Below are 23,229 nucleotides of genomic sequence, written 5' to 3' on the forward strand. Positions count from 1 at the left end.
GGTGGGTGCGAGCCAAAGGCGCGCTCCCTGCCCTCATCGATAAAGCGTCGGTCGGGGCATCGAGCCCCGCCACCGCAAGCCACCCCTAGCCCCTCCCTCGCACGGAGGGGAATCGAGTAGAGAATGAACGAGAACCTCACCCCCAAGACCATCGTTGCCGCGCTCGATGCGCACATCATCGGCCAGCACGACGCCAAGAAGGCCGTCGCCGTCGCGTTGCGCAACCGCTGGCGCCGCCAGCAGCTGTCGGCCGACCTCCGCGACGAGGTCACGCCCAAGAACATCCTGATGATCGGGCCGACGGGCTGCGGCAAGACCGAGATCAGCCGCCGCCTCGCCAAGCTGGCCGACGCCCCGTTCGTCAAGGTCGAAGCGACCAAGTTCACCGAAGTCGGCTATGTCGGCCGCGACGTCGAGCAGATCGCCCGCGACCTGGTCGAGGAAGCGATCCGCCTCGAAAAGGAGCGCCGCCGCTCGGCCGTGAAGGACAAGGCCGAGGAAGCCGCAATGGCCCGGCTGCTCGACGCGCTCACCGGCAAGGACGCGTCGACCGCGACGCGAGAGGCGTTCAAGCAGCGCTTCCACGACGGCGTGCTCGATAACAGCGAAGTCGAGATCGAGGTCGAACAGGCCCCGGCGATGCCGTTCGACATCCCCGGCGGCGCACCGCAGATGATCAATCTCGGCGAGATGATGAAGGGCCTGGCCGGCACCCCGCTCAAGCGCCGCAAGCTCAACGTCCGCAGCGCCTGGGACAAGCTTGTCGAGGAAGAGGCCGACAAGCGCCTCGACCAGGACGAAGTCAGCCGCGTCGCGCTCGCAGACGCCGAGGCAAACGGCATCGTCTTCCTCGACGAGATCGACAAGATCGCGGTGTCGGACGTGCGCGGCGGATCGGTGTCGCGCGAAGGCGTCCAGCGCGACTTGCTGCCGCTGATCGAGGGCACCACGGTGGCGACCAAATACGGGCCGATGAAAACCGATCATATCCTCTTCATCGCCAGCGGCGCCTTTCATGTCGCCAAGCCGAGCGATCTGCTCCCCGAACTCCAGGGCCGCCTGCCGATCCGTGTGGAGCTGAAGGCGCTGACCGAGGAGGATTTCGTCTCGATCCTGTCGGACACCAAGGCAAGCCTGGTGCAGCAATATGCCGCGCTGCTCGGCACCGAGGGGGTGACGATCGACTTCACGCAGGACGGCATCCGCGCGGTCGCGCGGCTGGCGGCCGAAGTGAATGCCGAGGTCGAGAATATCGGCGCGCGCCGCCTCCAGACGGTGATGGAGAAGCTGCTCGAGGAAGTCAGCTTCGACGCCGAGGATCGCAGCGGCAGTACGCTCACGATCGACGCCGCCTATGTCGATCAGCAGCTCTCCAGCATCGCGCGCAACACCGACCTCAGCCGGTACGTGCTGTAGAAAGACCTGAAACGATCCTCCCTGTTCCGGGAGGATCGTTATCATGCCCCCCCACGACTCGCGTCACCAGGGGGATTCATGACCAAGCTGCTCGCCGCCATCCTGCTCACTACCACGGCGGCCCCCGCGCTCGCCCAGACCGCGCCTACCCCGCCCAAGGCGGCCACCAAGCCCCATGAGATCAAGGCGCCCTTCGGTGCGACCCGCAACGACGAATATTATTGGCTGCGCGACGATACCCGGAAGAACCCGGAAATGCTCGCCTATCTCAAGGCGGAGAACGCCTATACCGACGCCGTCCTCGCCCCCGAAAAGCCGCTCGCCGAGACGCTCTACAAGGAGATCGTCGGCCATATAAAGCAGGACGACAGCTCGGTACCGTATCTCAAGCACGGCTATTACTATTACACCCGCTTCGCCACCGGCGCCGATTACGCAATCGTCGCGCGTCGCAAGGGCAGTCTGACGGCGCCGGAGGAAGTGATCCTCGATCAGCCGGCGATGGCGAAGGGCCACACTTTCTTCCAGATCGCCGGGCGCGACGTCAGCCCCAACAACCAACTGCTCGCCTATACGGTCGACACCGTCGGCCGCCGCCAATATGTCCTCCAGGTCAAGGATCTCGCCACCGGAAAGACGCTGCCCGACACCATCCCCAATGTCGAAGGCGGCATCTATTGGGCCGATGACAACAAGACGATCCTCTATGTCGAGAAGGATCCGGTCACGCTCCTGTCGAAGCGGGTCAAGGCGCACGTTCTCGGCACACCCGCCTCGGCCGACAAGCTGCTCTACGAGGAGAAGGACGATACCTTCTACATGGGGTTGGGCCGCACCAGCTCGGACAAATATCTGTGCATCTACCTGCACAGCACGGCCAGCGACGAGCAACGCTGCGCGCCGTCCGCCGACCCCGCCAGCTTTACCGTGCTCGCCACGCGCAAGCGGGAATTTCTCTACAATGCCGATCACATCGGCGACCATTGGGTGATCCGCACCAATTGGGACGCCCCCAATTACCGGCTGATGCAGGCCGGCGACGAGCATCTCGGCCATGGCCGCGCCGCCTGGGAAGACCTGGTGCCGACCAGCGCCAGCGTGTTCATCGAGGACTTCAAGCCGTTCAACGGCTTCCTCGCGATTGAGGAACGTTCGGACGGCAACAAGAAGCTCCGCCTGCTCGCGCCCGGCGGCAAGTCGAGCCCCGTCACCGCCGACGAGCCGGCCTATTCGATGGCGCTCGGCACCAACGAGGAGCCGAGCAGCGACTGGCTGCGCTACACCTATGAATCGCTGGTCACGCCCACCACCACCTATGAGGTGAACTACAAGACCGGCGAGCGCCGCGTGCTCAAGGTCCAGCCGGTGCCCGGCTATGACGCGCGCAACTATGTCACCGAGCGAGTCTGGGCCACCGCGCGCGATGGCACCAGGGTCCCTGTCAGCCTCGTCCACGCCAAGGACTTCAAGAAGGACGGCAAGGCCGCGCTCTTCCAATATGCCTATGGCAGCTATGGCGCCTCCACCGATCCGGCGTTCACCCCGATGCTGCCCAGCCTGCTCGATCGCGGCATGGTCTATGCCATCGCGCATATCCGCGGTGGCCAGGAAATGGGCCGCGCCTGGTTCGACCAGGGCAAGGTGCTCAACAAGAAGAACAGCTTCACCGACTTTATCGACGTCACCCGCGCGCTGGTCGATCAGGGTTATGCCGCCAAGGGCCGCGTTGCGGCGATGGGCGGCAGCGCCGGCGGGCTGCTGATGGGCGGCGTCGCCAACATGGCGCCCGCCGATTACGGCGTGATCATCGCCCAGGTACCGTTCGTCGACGTCGTCACCACGATGCTCGACACGTCGATCCCGCTCACCACCGGCGAGTTCGACGAATGGGGCAACCCGGCGGAGAAGCAATATTACGACTATATGCTGAGCTACTCGCCCTACGACAATGTCGCGGCGCAGGCCTATCCGGCGATGTACGTGTCGACCGGGCTGTGGGACAGTCAGGTCCAATATTACGAGCCGACCAAATGGGTCGCCCGCCTGCGCGCCAAGAAGACCGACACCAATCCGCTGGTCTTCCGCGTCAATATGGAAGCCGGCCATGGCGGCAAGTCGGGTCGGTTCGAGCGCTACCGCCAGCAGTCCGAATGGGCCGCCTTCGCGCTCGATACGCTCAAGGTGAAATGAGCTTCCGCGTCACCCTGGCGACAGCCGGGGTGACGCGCGCGGCTAGCGCTTGGTATACGGCGTGAACGCCCCAAACCGACAATACGGGCCTGCGATCGACGCGCCCGGCTCCACGGCGCGGAAGCGGTCGTTCCGGCAGATCTGCGAGCCATGCAGCTCGGCGATGATCGTGTCGAACGGCGAGAGGCCCGGGCAGCTGCCCACCACGTCCTGCCGCCACACGCGCCCGCCCGAGCTGTAGATCAGAGTCTTGTTGTCGATGATCTGCGGCCCGGAGATGCTGGTCGTGCTTATACAATCGACCGGCTTGCCGGGCGTGCGCCCTTCCAGCGCCTGCGCGAGATCCTTCGCGGCTTCGTCGCTTCGCGACTGCTGGAGCGCCGCGTTGGTCGAGCATCCGGCCAGCGCCAGCATTGCGATTGCGATCAGGCTTCGCATCGCAGTCACTTCCTCGAATAGGGGGTGAAAGTGCCAAGCGAGCAGCTGCCGCTCAGCATCCCGCCCGTCGCCGCGCGCGTCTGAACGAGATCGCCGTCGCATTGCCGGCCGCTGATGCTCTGGATCACGACGATGTCGCCGCGCTCGAGCCCGCGGCATCCCGCGCCGACCACGTCGTTGCGCCACACGCGGTTCTTGCCCGCAACGAAGACGATCACGCCTTTGGCGGTGCGCATTTCGGTATAGTCGTCGCGGCGCAGGCAGCGGCGCGGCTCGCCCGGGGTCAGTCCGGCCAGCGTCTTCTCGACGCGCGCACTCGCATCATTGGGCACCGGCACCGAGGCGGTAGTGGCGCAGGCAGCGCCGAGCAGCAGGACGGGCAACGCGAACCGCAACATCGAACCTCTCCCAGCCCCCGCCGCGATCATAACGCCTCAGCCGCGAAATACATCCTTCTCCCCGCGCCGTTGCGCCAGGATTTCCACGCTCCCGGCGCGCACGAACGGATTGGTCGCGCGCTCCTGTCTTATCGTCGTCGGCACCGTTGCCTCGCCCGCCGCGCGAAGCCGATCGACCTCGACCATCCGCGCGGCGATCGCCTCGTTCTCGGGCTCGGCGACCAGCGCATAGCGGCCGTTCGATTGGGTATATTCGTGCGCGCAATAGACGATCGTGTCCTCGGGCAGCGCCGCCAGCCGCTGCAGGTTGGCGAACATCTGCGCCGGCGTCCCTTCGAAAAGCCGGCCGCAACCCATCGCGAACAGCGTATCCCCGACGAAGATCGTGCCGTCCTCGGCAAAATGGAAGGCGATGTGCCCGGCGGTATGCGCCGGGACCTCGAGCACCTGCGCGGCATGGTCGCCGATACGCACGGTGTCGCCTTCCTTCACCAGCACGTCCGCCGTCGGGATCTTCGCCGCCTCGGCCGCCGGGGCAATCACCTGCACGCTCCACGCAGCCTTGAGCGCGGCATTGCCGCCGGTGTGATCAGGGTGCCAGTGCGTGTTCCAGATTGCGGTCAGCCTCCAGCCGCGCTCGGCGAGCACTGCCTCCACCTTCTCCGCCTCGGCGGGATCGACCACGATCGTCTCGCCGCTGGCGGGATCGTGGACCAGCCAGATGTAATTGTCGCTGAGGGCGGGGATGCGGACGATATCGAGCATCGCCTCAAGTTAGGCACGGCATCGCTCCCGCGCCAGAGCCGGCGTGCGTCAGCTGGTATAGCTGCTCATCGCGATCGTCGCGCTGCCCGCCTGCAACGGCCTCGGCTTGCATCCGTTGAGCGCCATGCTGTCCGCCGCGAGGCACATCGGCGTCCCGGCCGCGACCCGGTCGAAGCGCTGCGTCTCGCCGGGCTTCACCGATCCGCGCATCGGCAGCGTCCCGCTGAACGCGACTTCGCAAGCCGAGCCGCTCGACTTGATACAGGTCACGGCAACGCCGCGCACCGCATCGACATCGAATTTCGCCTCGACCGCGACGCGCTTGCCGCCGCATGCGGCCAGCGCAAGCATCACTCCCAGCACCGCCACGCGCATCGTGCTAACTCCTACTGTGTTATTTGTACAATACACTCATGCACAAACCGAAGCAAGCTCCTCGCCCAGCAGCCGCGTAAGAGCCTCCGCCGTCATCCTCCGAATTTGCGCCGAGCCCGCGCCCGCCCAAAGCGGCGAATAATCGCCCCGCCCTTCGGCCTCGGCCTTGGCGCGCAACGGTGCCAGCGCATTCGAGGCATAGGGGAAAGCCGGCGCCTCGCCGCGCATGGGGCCGAGCTCGCGCATCAGCCGGTTGACGATGCCGCGCGCCGCGCGCCCCGAGAGCAAGTTGGTGAGTGCCGCCTCGGCCTCGCTGCCGAGCAGCGCGCGATGTGCCGCCGAGATCCCGCTTTCCGGCGTCGCGAGATAGGCGGTGCCGATCTGCACTGCGCTCGCGCCCGCAGCCAGCGCCCGCGCGATTCCCGCGCCATCGACGATCCCGCCCGCCGCGATCACCGGCACGCCCACTGCCACGGCCAGCAATTCGGCCAGCGGCGTCGGCCGGTGCCCGTCGAGGAACCACCCGGCATGGCCGCCCGCCTCGCACCCTTGGGCGATCACTGCATCGACCCCGCACGCGGCAAGCCAGCGCATCTCGTCGCGCGTCGTCGCATTGCCGAACACGCGCGCCCCGCTCGCCCGCACCCGCGCGAGCAGCGCATCGTCGGGCAGTCCGAAATGAAAGCTCACTGCCTCCGGCCGCACTGCCTCCACGGCCGCGCACGCCGCCGCGTCGAACGGCCGGCGCAGCGGCGGCGCGTCGCCTGGCTCCACGCCTTCCTCGGCATAATAGGGCGCGAGCAGCGCGCGCCATGCGCGCTCGTCCGGCGGCGCGGGCAGCGTGTGGCAGAAGAAATTGAGGTTCACCGGTCCCGCCGCCGCACGGCGCAGTCCGGCCACCTGTTCGATGATCCGGTCTGCCGTCAGCATCGCGCAGGGCAGCGATCCCAACGCCCCGCCGCGCATCGCCCCGGCGGCGAGCGCCACCCCGCCCGCCCCCGCCATCGGCGCCTGGACGATCGGGAGACGCATCCCGATCGCGTCGAACGGGCTTACCACTCTCCCGTGTTGGGCATCGACGCCCAGGGCTCGGCGGGCGGCAGCGAACCGCCTGCCTGGAGCAGCTCGATTGAGATCGCGTCGGGCGTGCGGACGAACGCCATATGGCCGTCGCGCGGCGGCCGGTTGATCGTCACGCCGGCGTCCATCAGCGTCTGGCAGGTCGCGTAAATGTCGTCGACGGCATAGGCCAGATGCCCGAAATTGCGCCCGCCGCCATAGGTTTCGGCCGGGGTGCCATCTTCGGGCGGCCAATTATAGGTCAGCTCGACTTCGGCCTCATCGCCCGGTGCGGCGAGATAGATCAGCGTGAAGCGACCGCGCTCGCTCTCCATCCGCCGCGTCTCCTTGAGGCCGAGCAGTTCGAGAAAGGCGATCGTCGCATCGGGATCGGTCACTCGGACCATGGTGTGGAGAAAGCGCATCGGAGCTCCTGCAAGGCGTTTCCCGCCAGATAGGCGCCGCCCCCGAGTTGCGCCAGAGCGCTACTTCTCGGTCGCGCCGAACTGGGCCAGCGCGGTCCGCGCCGCCGTGGCCGTCGGGCTGCCCGGTGCCAGTTCGATCGCCCGGCTCCACGCCGTCCGGGCGCCCGCCTCGTCGCTCGATGCCGCGGCGATATTGCCCGCCTCGAGCTGGACCGCGGCATCGTCCGACGATCGCCGCAGCGCCTCGGCAATATCCTTCCGCGCGCGCGGCAAGTCGTTCTGGCGGCGCGCCAGCGTCGCCGAGAGCAGCCAGGCGAGCGGATCGGCCGGCGCCTCGGCGATCGCACGGTCGAGGTCGCCGCGCGCCGTCTCCAATTCGTTCAGCGCGACCAGGACGCGCGCGCGATCGAGATGCGCCTCGCCGAGCGCCAGTCCGTTGAGCGTTTCGGTGGCCAGCGCCGCGTCGAGATCGGCTCGCGCCTTGGCCGCCTCGCCCGCTGCCAGCCAGGCATTGCCCGCCTGCTGCCAGTAATTCGCGGCGCGCGGATCCTTGGCGGTAGCTGCATCGCGCGCCGCTTCTTCGAATGCAGCCGCTGCCGAGGGCCAGCGCTGCAGATTGGCATAAGCCACGCCCAGGCATTGCCGCGCGAGCATTCCGCCGCCGTCGATCCGCCACGCCGCGGCGTTGGTGATTCCCGACGCCGGATCGCTGGTCGCCATGTCCATGCACTGGGTGTAGCGCGACGGCTCGGCAGCGGGTGCGGCCGCCGCGGCGTCCTGCGCGATCAGAAGGAGGGGGAGAAGCATGCGATATCCTCGACGGCCCGAAGAATCAGCGCGATATCCGCATCGCGCGAGAGCCGGTGGTCGCCGTCCTTGACCAGAAGAGTCTGCACGGCATCTGAACGAATCAGCTCCGCCAGCATCGCCGCCCGCTCCCACGGCACTTCGGCATCGCGCTGCCCCTGAAGCAGCCGCACCGGCCCGTCGAACGGGATGGGCGACGTCATCACCAGATTGGCCTCGCCTGCCTCCCAGAAACCGCGCGTCGTCACCGTCGGTTCGTCGGAATAGAGCGAAGGCTCCTCCAGCCGGCCCGTCTCGCGCAGCGTCCGCTTCTGTGCGTCGCTGAATCCCCAATCGGTGAAATCGGGCGCCGCGGCGATGCCGACCAACCCCTGCACTCGCTCGGGCCGTGCCAGCGCGACGAGCAGCATGATCCATCCGCCCATCGACGATCCGACCAACACCACCGGCCCCGCGACCACCTCGTCGAGCATCCGCAGCGCATCGTCGCGCCAGTCCGCCAGCGTCTGGTCTTCGAACGCGCCCTCGCTCTCGCCGCATCCGGCATAGTCGAAGCGCAGGAACGCCCGGCCGTTGGCCTGCGCCCAGGCCTCGATCGCCAGCGCCTTGCTCCCCTGCATGTCCGACGCATAGCCGCACAGGAAAACGATCGTCGGCCCGGTGCCGGGCGTGTGGCGATAAGCGAGCTTGGGGCGAGTCATGCGCAACCCTTAGCGCGCGTCGCGTGCCTCACCAACAAATCCCCTCCCGGCACGGGAGGGGATCTAAGCGACGTTACAGCGCGCCCTGGAATGTGTCGCACGACGCCGGATCGCCGCTCTCCAGCCCCTTGCGCAGCCAGGCTACGCGCTGCGCCGAAGTCCCGTGCGTGAAGCTGTCGGGAACCACTTCGCCCTGGCCCTGGCGCTGCAGGGTATCGTCGCCGATCGCATTCGCCGCGGTCATGCCTTCCTCGATGTCGCCCGCCTCCAGCCGATCGCGGTTGCGCGCAGCCCAGACGCCGGCGAAGCAATCGGCCTGCAGCTCGAGCTTGACCGACAGGCGATTGCCTTCGGTCTTCGAAGCACGCCCCTGCGCCTGGCTGACCTCACCCGAAGTCCCGAGCAGATCCTGCACATGATGCCCCATCTCGTGGGCGATCACATAGTCGCGGGCGAAATCGCCCTTGGCGCCGAAGCGCTTCTCGAGTTCGTCGAAGAACGCCGTGTCGATATAGACGCCGCCGTCGCTGGGGCAGTAGAACGGGCCCACCGCCGAGGTCGCCGATCCGCAGCCGGTCTGCGCGCCGCCGGTGAAGAAGTTGATCGTCGCCGGCTTGTAAGTCTTTCCTGCCTGCTGGAAGATCGCGCCCCAGGTCTGATCGGTGCTGGTCATCACCCGGCATGCCTCAAGCCGGCGTTCGTTCACGCGGCACACTTCCGCGCCCGATTTTCCCGCGGTCGGCGATTGCGCCGTGCCGCCGCCTCCGCCGCCCAACATCCCGCCGCCGCCCGACATCGCAAAATAGACCAATGCGACGATGCCGATCAGCACGATGCTGCCACAGCCCATCTTGCGCCCCAGCAGTAATGGCAGCAGCCCGAGCAGTGGCAAGCCACCACCCCCGCCACCGCCGCTGCCCAGGTCGCGGGCATTATCGGTAGGATCTAGATCGTCGAGCCGCATGGCATCCTCATCGTTGGTTCTCCGCAACAATGCGCGAAACCGCCACACGTTGCACCTAGCATCCAATCGTCGCGGTTCACGCAAATCGCGATTGCCCGCACCCCCGCAATCGGCCACAGCAGCGCCATGGCCGACGCCGACCCCCGCCGTCATCGCCCCGCGGGCCTGCCGCTGCCCGATTGCGTGGCGCTGGTCCTGCAGGGCGGCGGCGCGCTTGGCAGCTATCAGGCCGGTGTGATCGAGGCGCTCGGCGCTGCGCATATCGAAATCGATTGGGTCGCCGGCATCTCGATCGGCGCCGTCAACGCCGCGATCGTCGCGGGCAACCCGCCCGAACGCCGGCTCGAACGCCTCCACGCCTTTTGGGATCTGGCCAGTTCGCGCCTCCCCGATTTCGCCTTCCCGCTCAACGATCAGCTCCGCGAGTTCGTCCATGAATGGTCGGCCGGCGCGGTGATGCTCACCGGTGTGCCCGGCTTCTTCACCCCGCGCCTGGTGCCGCCGGCCCTCGCCGCGCCGGGCACTCCGGCGGCACTGAGCTTCTACGACAGCACGCCGCTGATCGAGACGCTGAACAGCCTCGTGGATTGGGATCTGCTCAACAGTGGCCCGGTCCGCCTCTCGGTGGGCGCGGTGGACCTCGCCAGCGGCAATTTCCGCTATTTCGACACCGCCGACGAGCGGCTCGATGCGCGCCATATCATGGCCTCGGGCGCGCTCCCGCCTGGCCTTCCCCCGGTCGAGATCGACGGGCGCTTCTATTGGGACGGCGGGCTCGTCTCGAATACGCCGCTCACCCATATTCTCGATCGCCAGGCCGCCCCGACGCTGATCTTTCAGGTCGATCTCTTCCCCGCCGCCGCCAGCCTGCCGCGCACGATCACCGACGTGGTCGCCCGCGAGAAGGAAATCCGCTTCTCCAGCCGCACGCGCCAAGTCTCCGACGATCGCCTGCGGCTGCGCAAGGAGCGCGAGGCGATCCGCACCCTGCTCGCCAAGCTACCGCCCGAACTGGCGCAGGATCCTGAAACGATCGCGCTCGGCCATATGGCCGCCGAGCATCCGGTGAGCCTCGTCCAGCTCATCTACCGCGCCAATGCCTGGGAGGGCGGATCGCGCGACTTCGAATTCTCCGCCCGCTCGATGACCGAGCATTGGCATGCCGGCCGCCAGGCCGTCGCCGAGACCATGGCCGGTGCCCAGCTCGTTGCCGATTCGATCCTCGACGGCAAGACCGCCGCCTTCGACCTCACCCAGCACTAGGAGTTTCCATGTTCCTCAAGGGCAAGTCCGCCGTCATCACCGGCTCGACCTCGGGCATCGGCCTCGCTTATGCCAAGGCGCTCGCGGCCGAAGGCGCCAGCGTGATGATCAACGGCTTTGGCGACGCCGATGCGATCGAAAAGGAACGCGCGGCGCTGGAAGCGACCAGCGGCGCCAAGGCGCTGTACGACGCCGCCGACATGACCAAGCCCGATCAGATCGCCGCGATGGTCCAGCGCTGCCATGACGAGCTGGGCGGCCCGCACATCGTCATCAACAATGCCGGCATCCAGCATGTCGCGCCGATCGAGGAGTTCCCGGTCGACAAATATGACGCGATCATTGCGATCAACCTGTCCTCGGCCTGGCATATGACGCGCGCCGCCGTGCCCTTCATGAAGGCACAGAAATGGGGCCGGATCATCGCCACTGCCAGCGCCCACAGCCTCGTCGCCAGCCCCAACAAGACCGCCTATGTCATGGCCAAGCATGCGATTGCCGGCCTCACCAAGACGGTCGCGCTCGAAGTCGCCACGCATGGCGTGACCGTCAACTGCGTTTCGCCGGGCTATGTCTGGACGCCGCTGGTCGAGAACCAGATTCCCGATACGATGAAGGCGCGCGGTCTCACGCGCGATCAGGTCATCAACGATGTGCTGCTCGATGCCCAGCCGACCAAGGAGTTCGTCACTGCGGAACAGGTTGCCGCGCTGGTGCTTTTCCTCTGCCGCGACGAGGCGGCACAGATCACCGGCGCCAATTATTCGATCGACGGCGGCTGGACCGCAGCCTGAGCCAAAGGGGCCATTGATGCGCATGAACCTTCTGCCCGCGATTGCCGCATCGGCGCTCGGCCTCACCGGCTGCAGCGTGTATCGCGAGGCGACCTCGACGCACCTGCCCACCGATATGCGCTGGGAATTGATCGCCACGGCCGACGACGCCGCGCGGCTGCGGCATTGGCGCAAGGATTGGGATGCCGCGCTTCCCGACGCGCGCACCGCCAATGCCGCCGCGATCGCCGGCGATCCGCTGCTGTTCGATCCCGATCGCGCGCTCCCCGATCCCACGCCGCCCGCGGGCGACTATCGCTGCCGCACGCTCAAGCTCGGCTCGATCCACCCGCAGGTTGCCGGCTTCACCGCCAATCCGCCCTATGCCTGCCGCATCGCCGATGAGGGCCAGGTCAAGCGCCTGGTCAAGCTCGACAGCCCGCAACGTCCGACCGGGCTGATTTACCCGGATGCCAAGTCGCGCGCGGTGTTTCTCGGCACGTTGGTGCTCGGCGATGAGACCGCGCCGTTGCGCTACGGGCTCGACGCACGCCGCGACATGATCGGCTATGTCGAGCGTATCGAGACGCGGCGCTGGCGGCTGGTGCTGCCCAGCCCGCATTTCGAATCGAAGCTCGACGTGATCGAGCTCGTCCCAGCGGGCTGACGCCGCGCTTTTTGCGCGTATAGTCGGCGCATGTCCGCCGACGACGCTCCCGACAATGCTGGCCACCGCGCGCGGCTGCGTCAGCGGCTGTTCGAGGGCGGCCCCGATGCGCTGCTCGATCACGAGTTGATCGAATATCTCCTCGCGCTCGCGATTCCCCGTCGCGACACCAAGCCGCTCGCCAAGGCGCTGCTCCACGAATTCGGCGGCATCGCCGGGCTGCTCACGGCCGACGCCGAGGCGATCGCGCGCTTCCCCGGCATGGGCGAGACCAGCGTCGCCGCATTGAAGGCCACCCACGCCGCCGCGCTGCGCCTGCTCCGCTCCGAGGTCAGTGCGCGCCCGGTGCTCGCCAATTGGCAGGCGCTGCTCGACTATCTCCGCGCCGACATGGCGCATCACGCGATCGAGCGCGTCCGCGTGCTCCACCTCAATTCGAAGAACATGCTGATCCGCGACGAGCTGATGAGCGAAGGCTCGATCGATGAGGCCGCGGTCTATGTCCGCGAAGTCATCCGCCGCGCGATCGATCTCGGCAGCGCCGCGATCATCCTCGTCCACAACCACCCCTCGGGCGATCCCTCGCCCAGCCGCGCCGACATCGAGATCACCCGCAGCATCGCCGAAGCCGGCAAGCGCCTCGGCATCGCCGTCCACGATCACATCATCCTCGGCACGCAAGGCCATAGCAGCCTGCGCGCCAAGGGGCTGATCTGACGCTCAGCGCAGCCGGACGACGCGCGACAGCAAGGTCTCGACGATGATCGCGAACCGCGCCGGATCGCCAAACGCCCGCGCCGACAGCATCGCGCCATATACTGCCGAGAGAAATGCATCCGCCTCTTCCGCGGGGGAGCCGACCAGCGAGACGCTGCCCTGGCGCACGCCGAGCGTGAGGAGCCGGGTCAGCCATTCGCTCAACGCCGCAAAATGCGCGCGCACCGCGGCTGCGACATCGTCCGGCAGGCTGGGCAATTCGGCCGCCAGCATCGCGGCGACGCAGAACGGCGCCGAATTGTCGGCGATGCAGCGCTCCCAATAGCCCGCATAGGCGCGAAGCTGGCCATCGGCCTCGGGCTCCACCGCCGCCAACTGGTCCACCTGGGCGCGGATCACGGCCCGCGATTGCTCGACCACGGCCTTGGCGAGATCGGCCTTGCCGGCAAAATGATGATGGATGCTCGCCTTGCGGATGCCGATCGCCGCCGCGATGTCTGCATAGCTGAAGCCGTTATAGCCGCGCGTCATCATCAGCTGGCGCGCCTCGTCGACGATCCGTCCTGCAGTGTCCTGCATCCTCAATCTCCCTACCGACAGGTAGATAGGCACTTGCGACAAGACCCGCAACGCGATACGTGCCTACCTACTGATAGGTAGAATTCGGAGACATGAAATGGACGCATCCGCCGCACGCGCAGCCACTTGGTTGCGCAGCTACTATTTTGCCCGCGCGCTGGTGGGTGCCGCCTGGGTCGCCGCCGCCGCGACGATCGGCACGCACGTCCCCGCCGCCGCCGCCACCCTGCTCGTGGCCTATCCGGCATGGGATGCCGCCGCGAACCTGATCGACGCCCGGGCAAGTGGCGGGCTGGTGCGCAACCGCACCCAGGCGCTCAATCTCGTCGTCAGCAGCCTCACCGCCGCAGCCGTGCTGGCGATGCTCGGCAACCCCCATGCCGTGCTCGGCATCTTCGGCCTGTGGGCGACGCTGGCCGGGCTGCTGCAACTCGCCACCGGGGTCCGCCGCTGGAAGAGCTATGGCGCGCAATGGGCGATGGTGCTGAGCGGCGCGCAGTCCGCGCTCGCCGGCGGCTTTTTCGGGATGCGCGCGCTGGGCAGCGCTGTGCCGGGCATCGCCGACATCATCCCCTATGCGACATTCGGTGCCTTTTACTTCCTGGTGTCGGCGCTGTGGCTCAGCTTCCGCAAGCCGGCGCGCTGAGCCACCCACGCCAAAACGGCCGCCGGTGACAAGACCGGCGGCCGCTCGGAGTTGCGCCTGCGTGCGCTTCGGTAAGGGTTAGCCCGGCTGCTTGGGCGTCAGGAACGTCGCGAGCTCAGCCTGGCTCACTGCCTTGTTCTTGTCGGTGTCGCTCTGGGCAAAGGCCTGGCCGATCCAGGTCTCCGCGTCGGGCGTGCCGGGCTGGAAGCTCGGCTCCGAAGCCTTGCGCAGCGTGCTCATCCAGCTGCCGAACTCGGCCTGATTCAGCGCGCCATTCGCATCCTTGTCATAGCTAGCGAATTCGCGCCCGACGGCCTGCGAGACCTGGTCCTGGGTGGCGGCCGGCGTCGCGGCTGCGGTCTGCTGCGGTGCTGCCTGCCCCGGCTGTGTAGCGGGCTGGGTGGTAGCCTGCTGCGCCGGAGTTGGCTGGGCGGTCTGGGCCGCCGGAGCAGTCCCGGCCTGCGGCGCGGGCTGGCTAGCCTGCGCAGTGGTGGTCGGCGCTGCCGCGTCACCCGGCGCCGCGTCGTCGGTCGCAGGCGTCGCAGCGTCCTTGGCGGGCGCCGACTGCATGGTCTGGCTATCCGACGTCTTCGGCGCTTCCTGCGCAAGCACCGGGGCAGCAATCAGCATCGAACTGGCAAGTAGAATAGACTTGATCATCTTTCTTCCTCCTATTTGCTGCTCCGGCATCACTAAGCCGTGGAGCAGGCTTTCTTACAAACTTCACGATTATGAACCGGTACGGCGCCGCTATTGTTCCCGCCATTTTGCTGCCGTAAATCACTTCATCCCAACCGACTCGCGCCTCATCGCATTTGCTTTGCTGTGTGGCATCAGAGTCACGCCGATGCGGTCGGGCACGATCGATGCATGATGCGCCTGCTGCGCAGATAACGGCCCGGCTTGTGCTGGAAACTGCAGCGCCCGCTTGCTATCGGCGCGCCAAATCCCAGCGAAAGGCATCCGATGGTTCCCCGTTATTCGCGGCCCGAAATGACTGCGATCTGGTCGCCCGAAACCCGTTTCGCGATCTGGTTCGAAATCGAGGCGCACGCCACCGAGGCGCTGGCCGAACTGGGCGTCGTTCCCAAGTCCGCCGCCAAGGCGCTGTGGGACTGGTGGGCGACCAAGCCGGTGATCGACGTTGCCGCGATCGACGCGATCGAGGCCGTGACCAAGCACGACGTCATCGCCTTCCTCACCTGGGTCGCCGAGCAGGTCGGCGACGAGGCCCGCTTCATGCATCAGGGCATGACCAGCTCCGACGTGCTCGACACCTGTCTGGCAGTCCAACTCGCCCGCGCCTCGGACATCCTCCTCGCCGATATCGACAAGCTGCTCGACGTCCTCGAGCGCCGCGCCAAGGAGCACAAGCTCACCCCGACGATCGGCCGCAGCCACGGCATCCATGCCGAGCCGGTCACCTTCGGCCTCAAGCTTGCCGAGGCCTATGCCGAGTTCAAGCGCAACCGCGAGCGCCTCGTCTTCGCGCGTGCCGACATCGCCACCTGCGCGATCTCCGGTGCCGTCGGCACCTTCGCCAACATCGATCCGCGCGTCGAAGCCCATGTCGCACAGAAGCTCGGCCTGTCGGTCGAGCCGGTCTCGACCCAGGTCATCCCGCGTGACCGCCACGCGATGTTCTTCGCCACCTTGGGCGTGATCGCCTCGTCGATCGAGCGCCTCGCGGTCGAAGTCCGCCACCTCCAGCGCACCGAAGTGCTTGAGGCCGAGGAATATTTCTCGCCCGGCCAGAAGGGCTCGTCGGCAATGCCGCACAAGCGCAACCCGGTGCTTACCGAGAACCTCACCGGCCTCGCCCGCGTCGTCCGCGGGGCCGTCGTGCCGGCGATGGAGAATGTCGCGCTGTGGCACGAGCGCGACATCTCGCACTCCTCGGTCGAGCGCTATATCGGCCCCGACGCGACGATCACCCTCGATTTCGCGCTCGCCCGCCTCACCGGCGTCATCGACAAGCTGCTCGTCTACCCCGAGCGGATGCTCAAGAACCTCAACAAGATGGGGGGCCTGGTCCATTCGCAACGCGTCCTGCTCGCGCTCACCCAGGCCGGCGTCAGCCGCGAGGACAGCTATCGCCTCGTCCAGCGTAACGCGATGAAGGTGTGGGAGAGCGACGGCCAGCTCTCGCTGCTCGAACTCCTCAAGGCCGATCCCGAAGTCACCGCGGCGCTCTCGGCGGAGGAGCTCGAGGACAAGTTCGACCTGGGCTATCATTACAAGAATGTCGACACGATCTTCGATCGCGTCTTCGCTTGAGCCCCACCCACAAGAAGCTGCGCGAAGGCACGGCGACGGCGCACGCGCGCGTCGACGCCGCCTTTGCCGGCTTCGATCTCACCGATCGCGCCGATTATGCGCGTTTCCTCATGGCCCATGCCGAGCTGGTGTGGCCGCTCGAGGCCGCGCTGCCCGGCGATCGCATCGTCGAGGATTGGGAAGCGCGCAAGCGCGGCGACCTGCTCCACGAAGACCTCGCCTTCCTGCGTCCCGCCCCGCACCCGGCCGAAGCACCGGCGGAGCGCTGGGTGCTCGACAGCGACGCTCAGGTCGCCGGCACCCTCTACGTCCTCGAAGGGTCGCGGCTGGGCGGTCGCTTCATCGCGCGTTCGCTGCCGTCGGGCTTCCCGCGCGCCTATCTTGATGCGCATCAGGGCGCGGACAAATGGCAGCAACTACTACAGCGGATTGATGCAATTCTGCAGGAACCCGCTGCGCTGAATTCCGCGCTCGCCAGCGCGCATGCAGCATTTGCGGCGTTCGAGCGTTCTGCAGCCCGTTGGGCGAAAGGCTAGTTTTTGGCGGACCAGGATCAGTTTGAGGTAGACCTCACCAATTGCGATCGGGAACCGATCCACGAACTGGGCGCGATCCAGCCTTTCGGCTTCCTGCTCGCGCTGTCGACCGACTGGCTGATCCGCCGCGCCTCGGCCAATATCGCCGATTTCCTCGGCACCAGCGCGGAGGATTTGCTCGGCACTTCGGCAATCCCGCTTCTGGGTGAGCATGCCGTCCACACCTTGCGCAATCGCCTCGCGCTGTTGCGCGGCGCCGATGCGGTCGAGCGCGTGTTCGGCGTCAAGCTGCCCGACGACCGCTGCTTCGATTTCGCGATCCATATGAATCGGGACACGATCCTCATCGAGGGTGAGGAAAGCGGCGACGAAACCTCCACCGATATCGGCTCGGCGATCCGCGCGATGGTTGCGCGGCTGGACGAGACTTCGGATTCGGCGAGCTTCTACCGCGAAGGCGCGCGCCAGGTCCGCGCGCTCACCGGCTTCGATCGCGTCATGGTCTATCGCTTCGATCGCGACGGATCGGGCGTCGTCGTCGCTGAGGCTGCGCGCTCGGGGATCGGCAGCTTCCTCCATCTGCGTTATCCTGCCTCGGACATCCCGCAACAGGCGCGCAAGCTCTATATCCGCACGCCGTTCCGGATCATCGCCGATGTGAATGCCGATCCAGTGCCGATCGTGCCCCGCCGCGACGAGACCGGCGCGCCGATCGATCTCTCGCTCTCGGTGCTCCGCTCGGTTTCGCCGATCCATATCGAATATCTGCAGAACATGGGCGTCGGCGCCTCGCTGTCGATCTCGATCATCGTCGAGGGTAAGCTGTGGGGGCTGTTCGCGTGCCACCATTATGCCCCGCGCCGCCCCAGCTTCGAACGTCGCTCGGTCGCCGAGCTGTTCGGCCAGATGTTCGCGCTCAAGCTCGAAAGCCGCGAGCGCGCCGAGCTCGCCGGCTATGAGACCGCGGCACGGGTCACCAGCGATCGCCTGCTCGCCGCGGTGGCGGGCAATTCGACCTTGCTCGACAATCCCGAATGGCTCGGCGCGATGGCGCGCGAAGTCGTGCCATCGGACGGCATTGCGATCTGGCTCGACGGCAAGATCGCCTATAGCGGGATGACCCCGCCGCCCGAGGCGTTTCCACACATCGTCCGCCGGCTGAACGCGATGGCGGCAGGCAAGGTTTTCTCGACCGATCGCCTTGCCGATATGCTCCCGGCTGCCTCTGCGTATGACGATGTCGCCGCCGGGCTGCTCGCCATCCCGATCTCGCGCCGCCCGCGCGATTTCATGCTCCTGTTCCGCCAGGAGAAGATCCGCACGGTCCAATGGGCCGGCGATCCGCATAAGCCCGCCCAGCTCGGGCCGCACGGTCCGCGGCTCACGCCGCGCAAGAGCTTCGAGCTGTGGAGCCAGGAAGTCCGCGGCCGTTCCGAACCGTTCAGCAATGCCGAGCTTCGCATCGCCGAGATGCTGCGCGCCTCGCTGATCGAAGTCGTGCTGCGCCTCAGCGACGATGCCCAGGAGGAACGTCGCCGCTTCTCCGAGCGCCAGGAACTGCTGATCGCGGAGCTCAACCACCGCGTCCGCAACATCCTCAGCCTGATCCGCGGCCTGGTACGCCAGTCGCTCGACCCCGAGGCCGATACGCGCAACACGATCGCGCTGCTCGAAGGCAGGATCGAGAGTCTTGCGCGGGCGCACGATCAGATCACGCAGGACAATTGGAGCCCAGCGCCGCTCGGCCGGCTGATCGGCACCGAAGCTGCCGCCTATCTCGCCGGCAAGAGCGATCGGCTGCTCTGCGAAGGGCCCGACGTCCTGCTGTATCCGAACGCGTTTTCGACGCTGGCGCTGGTCATCCACGAATTGATGACCAATTCGGCGAAATACGGCGCGCTGTCGGACAATGGCCGTGTCGAAGTGAAGTGGGATTTGGAGGATAATGGCGATCTCCACATCCAGTGGCGCGAGCGCGGCGGTCCCGCGGTCCAGCCTCCCACCCGCCAGGGCTTCGGCACCACGATCATCACGCGCTCGGTTCCCTATGATCTCGGCGGCCAGGCCGAAGTCCGCCACGTCCTTACCGGGCTGGAGGCCGATTTCCGTATCCCCGCGCGCCACGTCGCGATCGGCGAGGCTGCGCGCCCTGCGCCACCGCCGCCCGCGCCAGCGGGCCTGCCCAGTGACAGCGCCGCGCTGCTTTCGGGCGTCGTGCTGCTCGTCGAGGATAGCCTGATCATCGCGATGGACGCCGAGGACATTCTCAGCCGCCTGGGGGCCCAGCGCGTGGTCACGGCGGGCACGGTGCGCCAGGCGCTCGCCGAGATCGATGCCGAGAAGCTTCAGGTCGCGGTGCTCGACGTCAATCTCGGCGCCGAGACCAGCCTGGGCATCGCCGATCATCTGAGCAAGCTCGGCGTCCCCTTCCTCTTCGCCACCGGCTATGGCGAGCAGCTTCGCCTTCCCGAAGATCACGCCGCCGTGCCGGTAATCCAAAAGCCCTACACGCTTCTCAGCGTCGGCCAGGCGCTGCGCCAGGCGCTGGAGGGCTGAAACCTGGTCTTTCCCCGCCAGGGATTTGTTCGCCCCTTGCGATGTAGGAAATCGCTCTACAAGGTCCCCGCCGGGCAGCGAGGGGAAGCGACATGGGCATCGCCAATTCGGTCGGCAGGAACGGCGTCAACGATCTCGCCGACGTGCTGGTCGTCCAGCATCTGCTCAACGACTGGCTCGGCGCGACCGGGCAGGCACTGCTTCCCACTACCGGAACCTGCGGCGCGCTGACTCTCGCCGCGATCCAATCCTACCAGGCGCGCGTCCTTGGTGCATCGGCGCCCGACGGCCGCATCGATCCCGGCGGGCGCAGCTGGAACGCGCTGGCGAGCGGCATCGGGATTCCGCCGCGCCTCAGCGGCGCCGCCTGGTGGGACGCCAACCAGGCACGCTTCCCCAACAGCGCGGCGCTCGCCGACCTCGTCCCGGCTTTCCGCAAGAAGGTCTCGCCGTTCGTCCAGGCACTCAAGGACGCCGGCGCCAGCGTCACCATCTCCGCCACCCGCCGCAACCCGGTCCGCGCCGCACTGATGCACTATAGCTGGCGCGTCGCGACCGGCGATCTGGCGCCCGCTGCCGTTCCCGCAATCCCCGGCTGCGCGATCGTCTGGGATCATGGCGACCTGGCCGGGTCGAAGGCCGGCGCGCAGGAAATGGTGGACAGATTCGGTATCGCCTATCCGCCTGCGCTTACCTCACGCCATATCGAGGGCCGCGCGATCGACATGACGATCGGCTGGACCGGCACGCTCAAGCTCTGCGACGCCAAGGGCAAGACCCAGACGCTCACCACGCCGCGCACCGGCGACGCCAACCGCAGTCTCCACGCCATCGGCGCGGGCTATGGCGTGATCAAGCTGCTCTCCGACCCGCCGCACTGGAGCGACGACGGCCATTAAGGCTTAGCGCCCGACGATCGCCCGCCCGCGCAGGTCGGGCAGGGCGAAGCTCGTCTCGCCATCGCCGCCATAGGCATCGCCCAGGATGTGGAACAGGATATGCTGCCGCGCGATCGGCAGCACCGCGCCGTCGCAGGCGAGCCAGTCCTTGGGCGTTTCGCTGCCCGCCCAGGCGACCACTTCGCCATACACCGGCTCTTCCTCGGGGAAGCCATAGCCGTCCTCGGTGCCGAAGATGCCGCTGGCCGAGAGGATGTAATGCAGCGCCACGCCGGGCACTTCGCCCTCGATCCGCGTGCCGGGCGCCAGCCCTTCGCCCGCCCCCACCGGCACCGCGCCGCGCAGGTCGGGCAGCGCGAAGGCCCGGACGCCGTCGCCGCCGAACTGCGTCCCGATCGCCGCGAACAATTCGCGATAGCGGTCGGCATCCAGCAACCGGCCGTCGGCGGCGAGCCAGCCATCGGGCACGAACCGCCCGGCAAAGGGCATCACCACGCCCGGCATTGGAAAGCCGCGCGAATGGCGCTCCGGCCTCGCCGCGATGATATGGCGCACCGGAAAGCTGCCGGGCGGCGTCTCTGCGCCGAACGCGGCATCGACCAGCATCTTGCCGCGCAGATCGGGCACGGCGAACTGCCGGTCCTGCTCGTTGCCGATGCCGAGCACTGCGTAGAGTCCGTTATTCTGCTCGATCGGCACCCGCGCGCCGGCATGATAGGCATGGAAGATCGGCTGCCGCCCGGCGAAATGATGGATCAGCCCCATCACATTGCCCGCGCCGCCATCGCCGCCATGCCCGGGATACGGTTCGCCGGGGGCGATCAGGTGGAGCAGTGCGAGCGTGTCCATGGCGTTCTCCCGAAGTGGAGATAACGCGCGAAGGTGGAAAGTTTCCAAAGCGGCGAAAGCCGGTCCTAGTGTCGAGGTGATGCTGGTGCCGCGGGTTCCCGGGCGGGCTGGCACGCGCCGATCCGCTCGCCCTTGATCGACCAGCGCTGGCCGTCGGGCGGGCTCTCCATGTCGGGATCCTTGTTGAATGCGCTTCGCCGATCATCGAATTCGACCGTGAGCTTGGTCAGGCCGTAGCGCCCGGTCACCGTCAGCCGGCTGCGCGCCGGCATCGTCCGCACCGTCTTGCTCGCATCGTCCAGGCGCAACACGCTGCCACCAGAACAATTCTGGATGGCGCGCAGCTTGCCGCCCCCCAAGGTCATCACCAGCGGCGAACAGCTCGTCGTTCCCGACGAGGCGGTCCTCCCCTCACCGACCAATTTGCGCATCAGCGGCTCGACGTCAGAGTCCGCCAGGCAGAAGTTCCAGCGGCTGTCGCGGCCTGTCACACTCGCGTCGCCGGCCGCGCCATAATGATACGAGCGCGACAGGCTGATCCGCCACTCGCCGCCTTGGAGCCGCTTCTGGTCGCGCTGGCCGTCGACGACGATGTCGGCCGACTGCGAATCCTGCCGCGCCTGCACCGTCGCGACGATCCCGCCCGCCGCCGCCAGAGCCGCGAGAATCGATGCCACAACGCGCATTTCGGTGTCTCCAGGCGAGGATCGCAGTGCCAAGCTGACCCGCGCGCGGTTCGATGGCAACGCCCGCCACGAAAAAGGGCCGCGAAACCTGCGTCCCGCGGCCCGTTCTATTCGGTTGCTATCCCCGGATCAGCCCAGGGCCGCCTTGAGCTTGGCGAAGAACCCGGTCGCCTCGGGGCATTCCTCGCCGGTCTCGGTTGCGCGGAATTCCTCGAGCAGTTCGCGTTGCCGCGCGGTCAGCTTGGTTGGCATCTCGACGTCGAGCCGCACGACCAGATCCCCGCGTCCGCGCCCCTGCAACACCGGCATGCCGGCGCCGCGATGGCGCACTTCGCGGCCAGACTGGGTTCCCGGCGCGATCCGCACGACATGGCTTTCGCCGTCGAGCCCGGGCAGCGTGATCTCGCCGCCCAGCGCCGCGGTGGTGAAGCTGATCGGCGCCACGGCATAGAGCGAAGTGCCCTGGCGCTCGAAGATCGCATGCTGCTTCACATGCAGGAAGATGTAGAGGTCGCCCGCTGGCGCGCCGCGCGCACCCGCCTCGCCCTCGCCGCTCAGCCGGATCCTTGTGCCTTCGTCCACGCCGGGCGGCACGTTGATCTTGAGCGTCTTGGTCTTGTCGGTCCGCCCCTCGCCGCGGCAGTCGCGGCACGGATCGGCGATCACCTGGCCGGCGCCGTGGCACATCGGGCAGGTCCGCTCGACCATGAAGAAGCCCTGCTGCGCGCGCACCTTGCCGTGCCCGCCGCAATGGCTGCAGCCCTTCGCATGGGTGCCCGGCTTGGCGCCGGTGCCCGCGCAGCTGTCACACACGCCCGACACGTCGACCGTGACCTCGGTGGTCTTGCCGTGGAACGCCTCTTCCAGCGTCACTTCCATGTCATAGCGCAGATCGGCGCCGCGCAGGTTCGGCCGTCCGCCGCGCCCGCCCATGAATTCGCCGAACACGCTTTCGAAAATGTCGCTGAAACCGCCGAAATCGGCGCCGCCCTGCGGCCCGCCACCGCCGCCATTCTTGAAGGCGGCATGGCCGAAGCGGTCATAGGCCGCGCGCTTCTGCGGATCCTTCAGGCAGTCATAGGCTTCGCTGATCGCCTTGAACTTGGCCTCGTGATCCTTGCACCCGCCATTCTTGTCGGGGTGATATTTCATCGCCAGCTTGCGGTACGACGATTTCAGCGTCGCATCGTCCGCAGTGCGCTCGCATTCGAGCAGTTCGTAATAATCGACTTCGGTCGTCATC

25 protein-coding genes are annotated in these 23,229 nt (G+C 67.2%); 11 read left to right on the forward strand and 14 right to left on the reverse strand.

Features of this window, described 5'->3' with window-relative positions:
* Positions 1 to 123 precede the first annotated feature (123 nt).
* Both hslU and AB2M62_RS13750 read left to right on the forward strand, forming a co-directional pair.
* Positions 124 to 1,416 (forward strand): ATP-dependent protease ATPase subunit HslU, encoded by a 1,293-nt coding sequence (gene hslU / locus AB2M62_RS13745; protein ID WP_404334610.1) that lies wholly within the window; start codon positions 124 to 126, stop codon positions 1,414 to 1,416.
* Positions 1,417 to 1,494: 78 nt separating this feature from the next.
* Entirely contained in the window at positions 1,495 to 3,606 is a 2,112-nt protein-coding gene (locus AB2M62_RS13750; protein WP_404334612.1) for a S9 family peptidase, read from the forward strand.
* A gap of 42 nt (positions 3,607 to 3,648) precedes the next feature.
* On the opposite strand, the gene AB2M62_RS13755 is transcribed toward AB2M62_RS13750, so the two are convergent.
* The 9 genes from AB2M62_RS13755 to AB2M62_RS13795 form a co-directional block, all read right to left on the reverse strand.
* Positions 3,649 to 4,020 carry a hypothetical protein gene (locus AB2M62_RS13755; protein WP_404334614.1) on the reverse strand — a complete coding sequence of 124 codons (372 nt, stop codon included), beginning with the start codon at positions 4,018 to 4,020 and terminating at the stop codon, positions 3,649 to 3,651.
* A 29-nt stretch (positions 4,021 to 4,049) separates the two neighbouring features.
* Positions 4,050 to 4,442, reverse strand: coding sequence for a hypothetical protein (locus AB2M62_RS13760; RefSeq protein ID WP_404340070.1), 393 nt, complete (start codon positions 4,440 to 4,442; stop codon positions 4,050 to 4,052).
* A 36-nt stretch (positions 4,443 to 4,478) separates the two neighbouring features.
* A complete protein-coding gene (gloB, locus tag AB2M62_RS13765) occupies positions 4,479 to 5,207 on the reverse strand; it encodes a hydroxyacylglutathione hydrolase (RefSeq protein WP_404334616.1) in 729 nt (242 codons plus the stop codon).
* Between the two features lie 48 nt (positions 5,208 to 5,255).
* Entirely contained in the window at positions 5,256 to 5,582 is a 327-nt protein-coding gene (locus AB2M62_RS13770) for a hypothetical protein (protein ID WP_404334618.1), read from the reverse strand.
* Between the two features lie 36 nt (positions 5,583 to 5,618).
* Positions 5,619 to 6,614, reverse strand: coding sequence for an NAD(P)H-dependent flavin oxidoreductase (locus AB2M62_RS13775; RefSeq protein WP_404334620.1), 996 nt, complete (start codon positions 6,612 to 6,614; stop codon positions 5,619 to 5,621).
* Positions 6,615 to 6,634: 20 nt separating this feature from the next.
* On the reverse strand, positions 6,635 to 7,066 hold the full coding sequence (locus tag AB2M62_RS13780) for a VOC family protein (RefSeq protein WP_404334622.1): 432 nt from the start codon (positions 7,064 to 7,066) through the stop codon (positions 6,635 to 6,637).
* Between the two features lie 60 nt (positions 7,067 to 7,126).
* On the reverse strand, positions 7,127 to 7,873 hold the full coding sequence (locus AB2M62_RS13785; protein ID WP_404334624.1) for a tetratricopeptide repeat protein: 747 nt from the start codon (positions 7,871 to 7,873) through the stop codon (positions 7,127 to 7,129).
* Positions 7,852 to 8,574 carry an alpha/beta hydrolase gene (locus AB2M62_RS13790; protein WP_404334626.1) on the reverse strand — a complete coding sequence of 241 codons (723 nt, stop codon included), beginning with the start codon at positions 8,572 to 8,574 and terminating at the stop codon, positions 7,852 to 7,854. Before AB2M62_RS13790 ends, AB2M62_RS13785 begins: the two co-directional genes overlap by 22 nt.
* 73 nt (positions 8,575 to 8,647) lie before the next feature.
* The gene (locus AB2M62_RS13795) at positions 8,648 to 9,538 is read right to left on the reverse strand and encodes a neutral zinc metallopeptidase (protein ID WP_404334628.1); all 891 of its coding nucleotides are present in this window, start codon (positions 9,536 to 9,538) and stop codon (positions 8,648 to 8,650) included.
* A 126-nt stretch (positions 9,539 to 9,664) separates the two neighbouring features.
* Here AB2M62_RS13795 and AB2M62_RS13800 point away from each other — a divergent pair, with 126 nt between their 5' ends.
* From AB2M62_RS13800 to radC, 4 genes are read left to right on the forward strand one after another with little or no spacing between them, the layout of a single operon-like run.
* On the forward strand, positions 9,665 to 10,801 hold the full coding sequence (locus AB2M62_RS13800; RefSeq protein WP_404334630.1) for a patatin-like phospholipase family protein: 1,137 nt from the start codon (positions 9,665 to 9,667) through the stop codon (positions 10,799 to 10,801).
* A gap of 8 nt (positions 10,802 to 10,809) precedes the next feature.
* The gene (locus AB2M62_RS13805; protein WP_404334631.1) at positions 10,810 to 11,595 is read left to right on the forward strand and encodes a 3-hydroxybutyrate dehydrogenase; all 786 of its coding nucleotides are present in this window, start codon (positions 10,810 to 10,812) and stop codon (positions 11,593 to 11,595) included.
* Between the two features lie 16 nt (positions 11,596 to 11,611).
* Positions 11,612 to 12,241 carry a DUF4893 domain-containing protein gene (locus AB2M62_RS13810; RefSeq protein WP_404334633.1) on the forward strand — a complete coding sequence of 210 codons (630 nt, stop codon included), beginning with the start codon at positions 11,612 to 11,614 and terminating at the stop codon, positions 12,239 to 12,241.
* 30 nt (positions 12,242 to 12,271) lie between these two features.
* On the forward strand, positions 12,272 to 12,958 hold the full coding sequence (gene radC, locus AB2M62_RS13815) for a DNA repair protein RadC (RefSeq protein WP_404334635.1): 687 nt from the start codon (positions 12,272 to 12,274) through the stop codon (positions 12,956 to 12,958).
* A 3-nt stretch (positions 12,959 to 12,961) separates the two neighbouring features.
* On the opposite strand, the gene AB2M62_RS13820 is transcribed toward radC, so the two are convergent.
* Positions 12,962 to 13,537, reverse strand: a complete 576-nt coding sequence (locus AB2M62_RS13820; protein ID WP_404334637.1) for a TetR/AcrR family transcriptional regulator — start codon at positions 13,535 to 13,537, stop codon at positions 12,962 to 12,964.
* A gap of 97 nt (positions 13,538 to 13,634) precedes the next feature.
* Between AB2M62_RS13820 and AB2M62_RS13825 the strand changes: the two genes are divergently transcribed.
* Positions 13,635 to 14,183, forward strand: a complete 549-nt coding sequence (locus AB2M62_RS13825) for a DUF308 domain-containing protein (RefSeq protein WP_404334639.1) — start codon at positions 13,635 to 13,637, stop codon at positions 14,181 to 14,183.
* 78 nt (positions 14,184 to 14,261) lie between these two features.
* Here the strand turns inward: AB2M62_RS13825 and AB2M62_RS13830 are convergent, their stop codons facing one another.
* On the reverse strand, positions 14,262 to 14,843 hold the full coding sequence (locus AB2M62_RS13830; RefSeq protein ID WP_404334641.1) for an EF-hand domain-containing protein: 582 nt from the start codon (positions 14,841 to 14,843) through the stop codon (positions 14,262 to 14,264).
* Between the two features lie 306 nt (positions 14,844 to 15,149).
* On the opposite strand from AB2M62_RS13830, the gene purB reads away from it, so the two are divergent.
* The 4 genes from purB to AB2M62_RS13850 all read left to right on the forward strand — a co-directional run bounded on the left by purB (position 15,150) and on the right by AB2M62_RS13850 (position 20,451).
* On the forward strand, positions 15,150 to 16,460 hold the full coding sequence (purB, locus tag AB2M62_RS13835) for an adenylosuccinate lyase (RefSeq protein ID WP_404334643.1): 1,311 nt from the start codon (positions 15,150 to 15,152) through the stop codon (positions 16,458 to 16,460).
* Positions 16,457 to 16,996 carry a biliverdin-producing heme oxygenase gene (locus tag AB2M62_RS13840; protein ID WP_404334645.1) on the forward strand — a complete coding sequence of 180 codons (540 nt, stop codon included), beginning with the start codon at positions 16,457 to 16,459 and terminating at the stop codon, positions 16,994 to 16,996. Before purB ends, AB2M62_RS13840 begins: the two co-directional genes overlap by 4 nt.
* A 3-nt stretch (positions 16,997 to 16,999) precedes the next feature.
* Positions 17,000 to 19,552, forward strand: coding sequence for an HWE histidine kinase domain-containing protein (locus tag AB2M62_RS13845; protein ID WP_404334647.1), 2,553 nt, complete (start codon positions 17,000 to 17,002; stop codon positions 19,550 to 19,552).
* Between the two features lie 92 nt (positions 19,553 to 19,644).
* Positions 19,645 to 20,451 carry a hypothetical protein gene (locus AB2M62_RS13850; protein ID WP_404334649.1) on the forward strand — a complete coding sequence of 269 codons (807 nt, stop codon included), beginning with the start codon at positions 19,645 to 19,647 and terminating at the stop codon, positions 20,449 to 20,451.
* A 3-nt stretch (positions 20,452 to 20,454) separates the two neighbouring features.
* Here AB2M62_RS13850 and AB2M62_RS13855 read toward each other — a convergent pair whose 3' ends face one another.
* The 3 genes from AB2M62_RS13855 to dnaJ form a co-directional block, all read right to left on the reverse strand.
* The gene (locus tag AB2M62_RS13855) at positions 20,455 to 21,300 is read right to left on the reverse strand and encodes a phage tail protein (protein WP_404334651.1); all 846 of its coding nucleotides are present in this window, start codon (positions 21,298 to 21,300) and stop codon (positions 20,455 to 20,457) included.
* A gap of 65 nt (positions 21,301 to 21,365) precedes the next feature.
* On the reverse strand, positions 21,366 to 21,986 hold the full coding sequence (locus AB2M62_RS13860; RefSeq protein ID WP_404334653.1) for a hypothetical protein: 621 nt from the start codon (positions 21,984 to 21,986) through the stop codon (positions 21,366 to 21,368).
* Between the two features lie 129 nt (positions 21,987 to 22,115).
* The gene (gene dnaJ / locus AB2M62_RS13865) at positions 22,116 to 23,228 is read right to left on the reverse strand and encodes a molecular chaperone DnaJ (RefSeq protein WP_404334654.1); all 1,113 of its coding nucleotides are present in this window, start codon (positions 23,226 to 23,228) and stop codon (positions 22,116 to 22,118) included.
* Position 23,229 lies beyond the last annotated feature (1 nt).

Origin of the sequence: Sphingomonas sp. MMS12-HWE2-04, from assembly GCF_044881185.1 — a bacterium.
Taxonomy (GTDB): Bacteria; Pseudomonadota; Alphaproteobacteria; order Sphingomonadales; family Sphingomonadaceae; genus Sphingomonas.